10 protein-coding genes and 1 pseudogene are annotated in these 13,492 nt (G+C 35.5%); all 11 read right to left on the bottom strand.

Annotation, left to right across the window (positions count from 1 at the left end; genetic code table 11):
- Window positions 1-22: 22 nt before the first annotated feature.
- The 11 genes and pseudogenes from ACYH9I_RS07385 to ptrA all read right to left on the bottom strand — a co-directional run bounded on the left by ACYH9I_RS07385 (window position 23) and on the right by ptrA (window position 13,461).
- Window positions 23-715, bottom strand: a pseudogene (locus tag ACYH9I_RS07385) (DUF2461 domain-containing protein).
- Between the two features lie 3 nt (window positions 716-718).
- On the bottom strand, window positions 719-1,483 hold the full coding sequence (gene kdsB / locus ACYH9I_RS07380; protein WP_483560020.1) for a 3-deoxy-manno-octulosonate cytidylyltransferase: 765 nt from the start codon (window positions 1,481-1,483) through the stop codon (window positions 719-721).
- Window positions 1,484-1,500: 17 nt separating this feature from the next.
- On the bottom strand, window positions 1,501-1,686 hold the full coding sequence (locus ACYH9I_RS07375) for a Trm112 family protein (protein ID WP_483560018.1): 186 nt from the start codon (window positions 1,684-1,686) through the stop codon (window positions 1,501-1,503).
- A gap of 3 nt (window positions 1,687-1,689) precedes the next feature.
- Entirely contained in the window at window positions 1,690-2,697 is a 1,008-nt protein-coding gene (lpxK, locus tag ACYH9I_RS07370; protein ID WP_483560016.1) for a tetraacyldisaccharide 4'-kinase, read from the bottom strand.
- A 101-nt stretch (window positions 2,698-2,798) separates the two neighbouring features.
- On the bottom strand, window positions 2,799-5,108 hold the full coding sequence (locus tag ACYH9I_RS07365; protein WP_483560014.1) for a DNA internalization-related competence protein ComEC/Rec2: 2,310 nt from the start codon (window positions 5,106-5,108) through the stop codon (window positions 2,799-2,801).
- A 298-nt stretch (window positions 5,109-5,406) separates the two neighbouring features.
- Window positions 5,407-5,697: an integration host factor subunit beta gene (gene ihfB, locus ACYH9I_RS07360; RefSeq protein ID WP_091349902.1), complete on the bottom strand. Its 291-nt coding sequence runs from the start codon at window positions 5,695-5,697 to the stop codon at window positions 5,407-5,409.
- Window positions 5,698-5,795: 98 nt separating this feature from the next.
- The gene (gene rpsA, locus ACYH9I_RS07355; protein WP_483560013.1) at window positions 5,796-7,478 is read right to left on the bottom strand and encodes a 30S ribosomal protein S1; all 1,683 of its coding nucleotides are present in this window, start codon (window positions 7,476-7,478) and stop codon (window positions 5,796-5,798) included.
- A gap of 117 nt (window positions 7,479-7,595) precedes the next feature.
- A complete protein-coding gene (gene cmk / locus ACYH9I_RS07350; protein ID WP_483560011.1) occupies window positions 7,596-8,276 on the bottom strand; it encodes a (d)CMP kinase in 681 nt (226 codons plus the stop codon).
- Between the two features lies 1 nt (window position 8,277).
- The gene (gene aroA / locus ACYH9I_RS07345; RefSeq protein ID WP_483560101.1) at window positions 8,278-9,561 is read right to left on the bottom strand and encodes a 3-phosphoshikimate 1-carboxyvinyltransferase; all 1,284 of its coding nucleotides are present in this window, start codon (window positions 9,559-9,561) and stop codon (window positions 8,278-8,280) included.
- 18 nt (window positions 9,562-9,579) lie between these two features.
- Complete coding sequence (locus ACYH9I_RS07340) at window positions 9,580-10,452, bottom strand: helix-turn-helix domain-containing protein (protein ID WP_483560009.1); 873 nt, start codon at window positions 10,450-10,452, stop codon at window positions 9,580-9,582.
- 114 nt (window positions 10,453-10,566) lie between these two features.
- Window positions 10,567-13,461 (bottom strand): pitrilysin, encoded by a 2,895-nt coding sequence (gene ptrA, locus ACYH9I_RS07335; RefSeq protein ID WP_483560007.1) that lies wholly within the window; start codon window positions 13,459-13,461, stop codon window positions 10,567-10,569.
- Between the last annotated feature and the right edge of the window lie 31 nt (window positions 13,462-13,492).

Raw genomic sequence — 13,492 nt, 5'->3', positions numbered from 1 at the left:
ATAAAAAATCAATTTAACAAAATTAAAGAGCTGGTATGTTTTTAATCATCTCCACTCGCATTAAGTAATCATAAAACGGGACTAGCTGTTTAAACCCTTTAGCCAATTTTTGGGGTAAATCACTATTTAACACGTCTTCAATATGATTGCTTGTCACCATAACCGCAAGGTTTTTTCGGTTATACCATGTAGCTATTTTTGCATCTTGCTCTTTGATTAACGGTCGTTTATAACTTTCACCAACAAGCTCAAATGGTTTTTTAACACAATGCGTCATCGCTAAAAATTTCTTAGTATCATTAAGGATTTCTTTCCGAAAAATATCCATCGTTTGTTTTGATGAACAATAATAACCAAGACCATATCGATAACTACTTGGATTAATTTAAAAAAAGTAAGCGGGAGCTTCTTTCCAATCTAGATTAGGTCGTTTAAACGTTAACCATAGCCGATTACGATAAAGTGATTTATCATTTGAAAAACGGGTATCGCGATATATACGTGAAATCGTTTTACCAATAGCAGGACGAGTTTCAAACCACTCATCAATTTTGAGCATTTCTGGTGTTAGTTGTTCAACCAAAAGTCTAAACGGCTTGACTAAATCATTATCATAAATAGCACGATGTTCTTCAAACCATAGTTTGCTGTTATTTATCCAAACGTCTTGCAAAAAATTAAGACCAGCTTGGGTAAAGCCGGTAAAATCAGCCATAGATCAATCCTTAAATAGTGCCCTTACTTTTTCTAAATCTTCTTGCGTATCGACGCCAATTGCTGGCGATTGCTTTGCAACTGCAACATGTATTTTTTCGCCGTACCAAAGTACTCTAAGCTGTTCTAACATCTCAATTTGCTCAAGTGTAGATGGCGCCCAATTAATATACTTGCGAATAAAACCAGCGCGATAAGCATAAATACCAATATGGCGAAGATAAAAATTACCAATACTGGACTGTTTTAATAGATCAACCGATTTAGAAAAACGATCGCGTTCCCAAGGAATCGTAGCACGAGAAAAATAAAGCGCATAACCCTTTTTGTCGGTCACAACTTTAACCGCACCGGTATTAAATGCTTCTTCAACAGAATCAATTGGCACCGCTAATGTTGCCATTCCCGTTTTATATTGCACCAAATTTTCAGCCACTTGGTCAATAATAACAGGAGGAATTAAAGGTTCATCCCCCTGCACATTAACAATGATTTCATCATCAGCAAATTGGAAAGCATTAATAACTTCTGCCAACCTTTCTGTACCAGAATTATGCTTGTCACTAGTAAGAATGACTTCACCACCATACGCTTTGACTACATCAAAAACTTGTTGATGATCAGTTGCAATAATCACTCGATTAGCTGACGATTTTTTTGCTTGCTCCATCACACGCACAATCATAGGTTTACCGTGAATATCCGCCAATGGCTTAGCAGGTAAACGGCTTGAAGCATACCTAGCAGGAATAATAACCGAAAAATTCATAACTAATGCCTTATATTTTATTCTTGAACAGACGGTGATTGATTTAGTGGTTTTGCTTCACATTCAAGCAAAACAGGAATGCTATCTTTTATTACATAAACCAGATTATCTGCTTGGCAAATCAACTGCTGGTTGTTGGCATCATATTGTAGTTGGCCATGGCACTTAGGACAAGCAAGTGCGCTTAATAGGATTTCTTTCATATTTTATTCTCTTTGAGATTTTGTCTTAGCTAATAACAAACAGATTTGATCAATTGCCTCATGAGGTATTACCGCATCAATAGGTAGATACCACCAATTTTTCTGGGCAAATTGCCTACATTTAACTGCATCTTTTTCAGTCATTAAAAGTGTTTGTTCACAACTTGCCAAATCATTTAATAGTGGCAAAGTAAATTTTTGATGATCAGCAAAAGAAGCTGTTTTAACCACATCAATTTTCATGTTGATGAGCATATCAAAAAAACGTTTTGGATTACTAATACCCGCAATAGCACAAATATTTTGCAATGAAGATAATGCTTTTTTTTCTTTAGTTAGCAAATTTACTGCATATAGTGGTGTTAATTGCATGGTGTACGTTTTATTTGGATACTGTTCAGCCAGATTATTTACACTATCACCGTTTATAATAATCAGATCAACCGATTTTAATCGTCTTTTTCGCTCTCTCATTGGTCCGGCTGGCATCCACCATCCATTACCAAATAAACGTTTTCCATCAACCACTACCACTTCAATGTCGCGTGCTAATGCATAATGTTGCAAACCATCATCAGTCAAAATAACATCTAAATCATACTGCTTTAATAATGATTGAACAGCTTCAGCTCGATGGGGCGATACCGCGACAGGCACATGAGTACGTTGAAAAATAAGTACCGGCTCGTCACCAGCTTGTTCGGTTGTGGTTGTATTATTTAAAATAAGCGGATAGTTATCAGCCTTACCACCATACCCTCTCGAAACAACTCCGACTTGTAACCCTTTTTGTTTTAACGATTCAATTAAACCAACAACCAGTGGCGTTTTGCCATTACCGCCAACAGATAAATTGCCGATAATGATAATAGGTATAGGAGAACGCCAAGATTTAAGAATACCTAACCGATACAAAGAGCGACGAACAAAAACAATCAAACCATATAGTAAAGAAAATGGTATAAGTAACCAAAATAAACGATTTTTACCATACCATAGTTTTTCAATCATAACTTTAACATCACTCAATTAAATTTTGTAAAATTGTTTTATATTCCAATGTCTATATAACAATTATTAAAATAGCTGCTTATAACAAATAATAGCTTATTTTACTCATAAATGGGTAAACTACCAAACCAATCATGATACCATCGAGGTTTAATTTCACCCCGCATAGTTTTTAATTGCCAGGTTTGTTTATCAAAAAATAGACTTATTTGGCCACTCTTCGCGGTAACAAAATAATCTAATTGTAAATCTTGATATTTTTTCATTACCTTAGTGGAAGGCAATTTCCAAGGGTTATAACGGGAAGTAGAAACTAACGACCTTAGCGGTTTAACATGACTTAAAAAAGTATAACTTGATGACGTACTACTACCATGGTGTGGCGTTTGCAAAATGGTCGAAGCTAGCTGATTTCGATACTTAGACACTAACTGATATTCCTGATTTCGCTCTAAATCCCCAGTTAATAATACAGAAAAGTTCCCATCAGTTACTTGTATTACACAAGAGTCCTCATTTTGGGCATATTCAACCAATTTATTAGGCCACAATATATTAAATGTCAACTCGTTCCAATTAACACGATTACCAGCTAAACATGAATAGTCATTATTTAAATCAAAAGAGGAACTCATTAACCATGCCTTAGGGTAAATTTTTTGAAGCAATTTCAAACCTCCAACATGATCATTATGTTGATGACTAATAATAATGCCTTGTACATTCAAATTATGCCATTGCAAAAAAGGAATAATCACCTTTTCCATAGCGGAACTTTTTCCCCAGTTGGCTCCCGTATCATACAAAATAGCTGACTTTCCATCATGAATAACAATCGCCAATCCATGACCTACATCGAGCATATCCAATCGCCAACGATAATGCTGATGTTTAAAAAGTGGCGTAACTAATAGCATAAAAATGACGAATAAAGTAATTCCAAAACAACGCCACGCTCCAGTGCGTATTATAATGACAATTAGCCAGCCCAAAAAACTTAACAAATAAAAGTATGAAGGAATATTAAGCCACAATAAATTAAACCAATTCAAACTGAAAAATAACCATTCCAACGATTTATCAGCAACCATCCACCACCATAATGCGATATAAAAACAATCCATAAGACTAAATGCCAACGCAAATAAAACAGCAGGAAAAGTGCATAATGAAATAATAGGAATAGCAATTAAATTCGTTAAAATAGAAACCACACTAACGCCCTGAAAAACAAAAAGTTCAATAGGCAATAACAACAAGGTTAACCCCAATTGCAGATGCAATAACCTAACCATATACCAACGCTTTTTATACTTTATTTCTTGAGGTATTGGTAACCATTCAAATAAAAAAATTAAGCTAATTACCGCATAACAAGATAACCAAAAACTCTCAGATAAAATCATCAACGGATCAAACAACAATAACAACGCAATAATTCGATTAACTTTTTGCCATGCACTAATTTGATGCTTTTTATAACGTAAATAGATCCAAATTGATAAAGCCAATATAGCACGCAATGTAGGTGGACTGAAACCAGTTAACCATGCATAAAAAAGTGCACATAACCAACCAACGATAATCGGTACAAAAAAATAGATAAAACGTTTCGGAATAAAAAACAGAACAGTCTTAACAAAAAAACAACTAAGACCAAAAACTAATAAAATATGCATACCAGATATTGCCATTAAATGAGCAACACCTGTTTGCATCATCACAGTACGAAGCGAATCATCTAATTGAGAACGATCACCAAAAGCAAGGGCAAGGAGTATGCCTCGATAACTAAACAAATCAATGTAAGGTAATGCCAAGTCAATAATAGATTGTTTTAAATTAGACTTACCATCTAACAGTTTGGCTTCAATTACTTTAGCAGATAATAGACTTCGGTTTGCTATCGAAAAGCGCTGGCTATCAAATCCCCCCTCATTTAAATAGCTATGCACAACTTTTGTTTTTAGTGTTAACTGCCAGATTTGACCCGATTTTGGTATAGCTAAATCATCCCAATAAACTGAGATCAGAATATCATTAGAAAGCGTAACATCTGAAATAGAAAAAACAGAAAATGACATATAATAAGGTTCAATAGCTGTTGTAGCTTGTCTAGTATTGATATTTTGGACTTTGGCTTTAACAACTAGCGTTTTATCGATATAAGGCGAAATACTTGATAAATATTGCTTAGAATAAGCAGTAGACCACAAAACACCTAAACCAAACACAACAAAAATAGACAAATACCAACTCAATTTAGCCGGAAAAATCAAGGTCAAAATGACTAGGATAATGGCAATAAAATACCACTGAAGATCAGATAATAAATGTGGCAAAAACAATAACGGTAAACAACCTAATGAAAACATGATCGCCAATAAATCAAGAGAACAAAATTGTCGCATCTGCGCTCGCTATATTCATTCAAATAAAAAGTCAGCTTATCAATTGATATTATAAAAAAATAACTGAATTTGAATCTTTCGATCTGAATTCCATTTTAACCATTAATCTTGATAAGATTTACTGAAATTACATGTAACGATTCAGAGATTGTTAACGATGATAACTAAAGAAACGTTGATTTGTTTTAACTAATTAATTATGGAGGGGCCTAGATAAAATAAGAGGAGTTCAATTGTTTAAAATAAAAAAGCCATTGATTTGACTCAAAGGCTTTTAGCTAAGTATAGAATTTAAAGACTATGCTTTTGCTGCATTATTTACTCTCTCACGCAGCTCTTTACCCGGTTTAAAGTGAGGAATATATTTATGTTTAACTTCAACATTACCACCGGTTCTTGGGTTTCTTGCTTTACGTGGTGCACGATAGTTTAAACTAAAACTACCAAAGCCTCGAATTTCTACACGATCGTTACTTTCCATAGCTAAAGCGATCTGCTCAATGATATCTCTAACTGAATCATCAACTAGTTGCATAGGAAGATGTGTCCGCCAGTTAACAATTCGTTCTACTAAATCTGATCTGTTCATGATCACTCCTAATTTATTTATGTGGCACGTAACTTTTTCATTCTATACCATAAAAGAAAAAGAGGGCAAGCCCTCTTTACTCTTTACATCAATATTTTTTACTCAGTTTTTGATGCGGCTTTGAATGCTTCAGCCATCGCATTAGTAAATGATGCATCTTCTTGAGTTGCAGTGTTATTTACCGCAGCAAGTGCTTCTTTTTCGTCAGCTTCATCTTTAGCACGTACCGATAATGAAATTGCACGAGTTTTACGGTCAATATTCACAATTTTAGCTTCAACTTCATCACCTACTTTTAATACAGTTGTCGCATCTTCAATACGCTCACGAGCGATATCTTGTGCTTTTAAGTAACCTTCGATACCTTCAGCGATTTCGATAGTCGCACCTTTAGCATCAACTGCAGTTACAGCACCTTTAACAATTGTACCTTTTTTGTAGTTAGAAGCAAAACTACTGAATGGATCGTCTTCTAGTTGTTTAATACCTAAAGAGATACGCTCACGTTCAGCATCAACTTGTAACACAACCGCCTCAATATCATCGCCTTTCTTATAAGCTTTAACCGCTTCTTCACCAGGCATATTCCAAGAGATATCTGAAAGATGAACTAAACCATCAATACCGCCATCTAAACCAATGAAAATACCAAAATCAGTGATTGATTTGATCTTACCGCTAACTTTATCACCTTTATTGTGTGATTCAGCAAACTGTAACCATGGATTTGGTTTACATTGTTTAAGACCAAGAGAAATACGACGACGTTCTTCATCAATTTCAAGAACAATTACCTCAACTTCATCACCTAAGCTAACCACTTTAGATGGGTGAATATTTTTGTTTGTCCAATCCATTTCAGAAACGTGAACTAAACCTTCGACACCTGTTTCGATTTCAACAAAACAACCGTAGTCAGTTAAGTTAGTTACCTTACCTGTTACTTTAGTACCTTCAGGGTAACGTTTAGCAATTGAAACCCATGGATCTTCGCCTAATTGTTTTAAGCCAAGTGATACACGTGAACGGTCTTTGTCAAATTTAAGTACTTTAACAAGTAATTCTTGACCCACTTCAACCACTTCACTTGGATGTTTAACGCGTTTCCAAGCCATATCAGTGATATGAAGTAAACCATCAACGCCACCAAGATCAACAAATGCACCGTAATCAGTAAGATTTTTGATAATACCTTTAACTTCAGAACCTTCTTGTAGATTTTCAAGAAGTTGTTCTCTTTCTGCGCTATTTTCTGATTCAATAACTGCACGACGTGAAACAACAACGTTATTGCGTTTTTGATCTAATTTAATAACTTTTAATTCAATTTCTCTGTTTTCGATATGAGAAGTATCGCGTAATGGGCGAACATCAACAAGCGAACCTGGAAGGAACGCACGAACGCCATTAAGATCAACCGTAAAGCCACCTTTAACTTTACCATTGATAACACCTAAAACTGTTGCAGCATCATCAACTGCTTTTTCTAAAACTAGCCACGCTTCATGACGTTTAGCTTTTTCACGAGATAAGATTGTTTCACCGAAACCATCTTCAATTGAGTCAAGTACAACATCAACAACGTCACCGACTTGAACTTCTAATTCGCCTTGGGCATTTTTAAACTGCTCTACTGGAATTGCCGATTCAGATTTTAAACCAGCATCAACTAAAACAACATCTTTGTCGATAGCAACGACAGTACCGCGGATCATATTACCAGAACGAGTGTCTAGTTGATTTAAAGACTCTTCAAAGAGTTGAGCAAAAGATTCAGTCATATTTTTATATCTTAAATTAATATTAACGTCCACATTACATCCTGTCTTATGGGGTTATTTACGATACTCCACTCATCCTTGAAATAGAGCTTGGTTAACACACGCTGTAAAACAAACTTACAACGCAATTCTTTTGTTTATATACGTAATAGATTGATTAAAAACATCTTGAATCGAAAGCGATGTAGTATCAATTATTAGTGCATCAACAGCAGGTTTTAGCGGCGCAACAGCCCGATTACGATCACGCTCATCACGCGCAGTTATCTCCTGCAAAATTTCGGCGAATTTAACATGATTTTGCTTATGTTGCAACTGTTTCATTCGCCTTTCTGCACGAGAGTGCGCACTTGCATCAAGAAAAATTTTAACTGGCGCATCACTAAACACCACGCTACCCATATCACGACCATCAGCAATCAAGCCTGGAGCTTTCCTAAAGTCACGTTGGCGCTGTAATAAAGCTGTTCTAACAGAATTAATTGCGGCTACTTTTGATGCTACCCCACCCGTTTGTTCTGTACGAATTTCGTTAGTGACATCAACATTATCTAATAACACTTTAACGTCACAACCATAAGTATCAAACGTTAGTGGCAAATTAAGGGCTAATTGGGCTAATTGACTTTCATCATCCAACGCAATGCCTTGCTTAAGTGCGCTAAGTGCTAGTACACGATAGATAGCGCCAGAATCTAAAAGATGCCATTTAAAATGATTAGCTAACGCTTGGCATAAAGTGCCTTTACCAACACCACTTGGCCCATCAACAGCAACAACGGGAACAAATTTATTCATTTTATTCTTCGCTTAATCGTTTAAATTGTTCAAAATAATCAGGAAAAGTCTTCATTGTGCATTTAGGATCTAATATTGTCACAGACGTATCAGAAAGTGCCACCAATGAAAAACACATAGCGATACGATGATCATTATAAGTTTCAATTTCAGCATGGGTTAATTTAGCGGGTGGCACAATAGTAATATAATCGCGACCTTCATCAACGGTTGCACCAACCTTTTTTAACTCCGTAGCCATTGCATGTAAGCGATCAGTTTCTTTAACTCGCCAATTATAGATATTGCGAATGGTAGTAGGAGTTTTAGCAAACAGTGCTGTTGTAGCAATGGTCATTGCCGCATCAGGGATATGGTTCATATCCATATCAATACCGTGTAATTCACCACATGAACATTCAATATAATCATCAGCCCAAGTTACTTTAGCGCCCATTTTTTCAAGCACATGGGCAAATTGTGTATCACCTTGTAAACTTTTTTTACCAATACCCGTGACTCTCACTGTGCCACCTTTAATTGCAGCCGCTGCTAAAAAATAAGAAGCAGAAGAGGCATCGCCTTCAACTAAATAATCACCTGGCGCTTGATAACACTGATTAGCTTTAATAATAAATTTTTGATAGTTATGATTTGTCACCGAAACACCAAAAATAGCCATCATTTTGATAGTAATATCAATATAAGGTTTAGAAACCAAATCGCCAATTATGGTAATTTGAGTATCATTTTGGGCTAGTGGCGAAGCCATTAATAACGCAGTTAAAAACTGGCTAGATACCGAGCCATCAACATCAATGTTACCACCAGTAAAACCACCTTGAATATGTAGCGGCGGATAACCTTTATTTTCAAGATAATCAATTTTAGCACCACCTTGGCGTAGAGCATCAACTAAATGACCAATCGGACGTTCCTTCATACGTGGCTCGCCGGTTAACACAATGTTATTATGACCAAGGCATAATGCCGCAGCTAAAGGACGCATAGCAGTCCCTGCATTACCTAAAAATAGTTCTAAGGCATGGGTCGATTGCAAAATTCCGCCCACACCTTGAACATCACAAATGGTGCGATCATGTGATAGCTGATACTTAACACCCAAGGCCGCAAGTGCATCAAGCATATAACGCACATCATCACTATCAAGCAAATTAGTTAAGCGTGTATTACCTTTACTCAATGCTGATAGTAATAACGCACGATTAGAAACACTTTTTGAACCTGGCAAATTAATAGTACCATTAAATCTTTTTATCGGTTGTAATGTTAGGGATAACATAATGACTCTCTTTAATATTCTTTAAAATTTTTCTAGTGTCGTTTTTAATAAATCAATTGCTTGCCTATCTTTAGCACTATTTTGCCATAACTTATCAAATAAATGACGATACCGTTTAATAGCATCATAAGATGATGTGATTGACGCAATACCAGTAGTAACATTAGGTAACTCACCTAATCGAAACGGACTCATTGCTAATGAAATAGGATTTCCATCCTGATAAAAAATCTGAAAAGCGATTGATGGAATAGCTTCTTGTGTAATAGCAATAGTTGGAGCAAAGGATTGTTGTTCTATCAGTTCAATTAAATGATAAACTTCTTTACGTGCTAATAACATTCTTTCAGACTTCTTACCTGGCGAAATTGTCAGATTTCCTACTAAGCCAATATGCAAAAAACGCTCTACATTACGTAAGCTAATTAAATTGATAACCTTTGGAACTGATTGATGAAACTGCTTTTTACGTTCTTTTAAAATCGACAAAATAACTGAATATTTTTGATGATCAATCAACTCGTTTGATTCATTTAGCATCATAGCTAAATGAGTCAAATAATCAGGTGAAGTTAATAAAAATGAAAAAGGGTCGAAATGAGAATAGATATGGGTTGATTGTTCTTCTAACTGGCGCATACGCTCAAAAAAACCGTCACCACTCGAGTAATATTCGGTATCAATTCCAAGCAAACTCGCAAAAGAAGTATCGAGTAACAAGGCCAACCGTTCTAAAGTTTCAATTTTAACGATTTCGCCTTTTTCTAACCGATAGACTGCTGCTCTTGAAATTTTAAGACTGTCAGCAACATCTTCAGCCTTCAGCGAAGCGGCAATCCGATACGCACGTAAACGTTGACCTATAGCACAATAATCAATCGATCCAGTAATCATAATATACTCAAACTATTGGGATTTTGGCAGTGTATCACAAGGTGATAGCAATGCCAATTTTTGGCAAAATGTTTCAGATGTAATCTATATTTTCATCAACAACTTAAATAATACTTATTTTAATAACTCATTTTGCAATGCCGATACATTTTCAAATTCAGTAAACTCAGAAATTGCTTCTGGTTGTTTAGCACTATCTTCACGCTTACCAAGAACTTGCGATGCAAATACAAAACCTTTTTTATCCATAACTGAACGGTTATAAAAATCAACTAAATCTTGTTGAGTGATTTTTTTCAATTGTTCAATTTTTTTGTTCCGTGAATCAAACGCAAAACGCGAATCCCGATAGTCAGCCATATAACGACTAAACTCTTCATCCAATGTTTGCGGGGGCATTTTCAATTCATCAAGTGCAGCTTTTTTATATTGTTCTATATCTTCTTTAGATAATGCTTTAAGCTTATTTAATATAACAGGATAGAATTCTTGATAACGCTTAAATAAATAAGCTGGATCGTATTGGTTGCTTTGAATGATAAAACTCATCCCTACTGAATCCCCTACTGTAACAGGGCCAGCAAATACAGCGTAACCAAGTTGCTCGTTAGTACGCAATTGATCAAAAAACCATGGCGATATGATTTTAGACAGAGTATAACTTATCATGCTACTACTAATTCGATCATAACCGGTTGGAATATAGCTCATCATCAAAGCATTATCAGTGCTTTTCGCATGTTGAGTCATTTTGGCCTCCAATGATTTTTTGATCTGAATATTATCAACAGGAGTAAATTCAACATCACGTACTAGTGTTTTCTGGATGGAATGATAAAGATCTAAAGAATCTTCGTTAGACAAATTACCCAAGCTAACCATATAAGGTACTGAGTGGGTTAATAAATTATCGCGATAAGTTAACACGTCATTAATAGTCATGGTTGCTATAATTTGACGTCTCTCATCCTGTTCAAAATAATGCGGTAAATCTGACAACTCATTAACAGGATTAACCGCCAACCGATAACTTTTAGCATGCTCAAATTTATCCAATTCTTGCAAATACCAAGATTTAGCTAATACTAAACTTTGCTCATCAATCGTCACATTGCGATAACTATTAAGTATTGCTGTCACCATTTTAGGTAGATGCTGACTGAAGCCGCTAGCTGAAATCATCAGGCCATTATCATTATTCGTTGATAACGAAATACCCGCAACCCTAGCCTGAAATCGTAATTGTTCTAAATTACGACTTGCAATGTAATCAAGTAGATTAAAAGCGACTTCTGCTTTAGCGTCACTAAAAGCCTCGTTATTCCGTAACGAAAGCACAATCACCGCTTTAGGTTCAGTTTTGAAATATTGACTAACAAAATGAAGATGATTACCACGTTTACTAAACCCAGCTGGTTGAGCTTGAGCACGGTTTTGCTTCACAATTGAAAAATCGTCAGGAATATAAGGATTTAATTCAGGTAAACTAAATGTGAAATTTTTGCCTAAAGCCAACCAATTCGCTTTTTGCTCACTAGTAATATTATCGATTTTATAAGGTGCGTCTACAAAATAAGCCGTCTTATTAGTTGTTTGATTTGGTGAAATAATCCAAACTCTAACGTTATCGGGCGTTAGGCTTTTTAAGCGAGTGGTGATCGCTGTTTTATCAAAATTATTAGCAATAAAATCAGAATTTAATATATTTTTAACGGGGTACAACAACATCTGATCAGATAGCCATTCCACATAAGACATATCACGCTCAACATCCTGATACTTAAATTCTAACGCTAAAACTTTCTTAAGTTCTTCATAATAAGCATCAGAAATTCCTTGCTTTTGAATTAACTGTAAATAATTAAAAATAGCCCCAATAACTTTATCTTTTTGAGCGAGACCATCGTTGGTTAAGCTCACATTAATACTCAACATACCGCTATTACCATAACGGATAGGGTTGATAGATGAACTAATACCCTCAATAAGTCCCTGCTTTTGTAACTGATCAGACAACGTGTTAGGACTACTATTATCAATTAAATAAGTGATATATTCATCGCTTTTATCAGCAAATTTATCTAAATTGTTTTCCATTGGAAATTGTAAAAATAGCAATTTCTTAGGTTGCGCTGGCACCATTGCAATCTGTTTGCTTAGCACATTTGGTGTGATCGCTGGCTTATCAACTATTGGAGCATTAATGTTTTTATTAGGGATTTTACCAAAGGTGTTTTCAGCTAATTTTGCTAATTTATTGATTGACTGATTACTATAAATTACCCCCACCATGATATTAGACGAATAATAATCTTTATGAAAAGTCACTAAAGCATCTTGTAATTTACTACTTGGCTTATCACTTAATGTTTCTAAATTGCCACCCGAAAATTGTGCCGATGGGTGATTAGGGTTAATAGTTTCGGAATTAACTTGTTCAATACGAAAACCATCGTTCGATCTAGCCATCGTCATTTCGGCATTAACAGCATTGCGTTCTTTATCGGCAAATTTAGGATCTAAATTGGGTTCAGCAATAGCATCAGCTAAATGGTCTAGCGCTTTATCAAATGCGCTATTTTCGACCTCAAAATAAAACGCAGTTCGATGTGTGGCAGTACTAGCATTATAGCTACCAGAATGAAGACTTAAAAACTGAGAAAAGCTAGCTGGTTCGGGATACTTAGTCGAGCCCATTAGCACCATATGTTCAGTATAATGCGCCAAACCTTGCTGATCTTTAGGATCTTGCAGAGAACCCACTGGCAATGCTAATGATGCCAGAGATTTTACGGCTTTAGAATCTGACACGAGTAATACCCGCATTTTATTTGCCAGCTCAATAACTTCATATTGTCGTTTATCGCGTTCGCTTTGTTGTACTTTTTCTAGCAAAACAGGCGTTGTTAGCTTGTTTGCGATAGCAAAAGATGAAGATGAAGTAGTAAGCAGTAACGCAATAAACCCACTAATAATAAAATTAATTAATTTTTTGTTTTTATAAACCATAATATCTGCTCGCTCAACTCAGTTTTAAAAG

The organism is Gilliamella sp. X-23 (assembly GCF_057063545.1).
The sequence above is the reverse complement of the archived record's forward strand: the minus strand, read 5'-3'. Positions and strand labels throughout refer to the sequence as shown.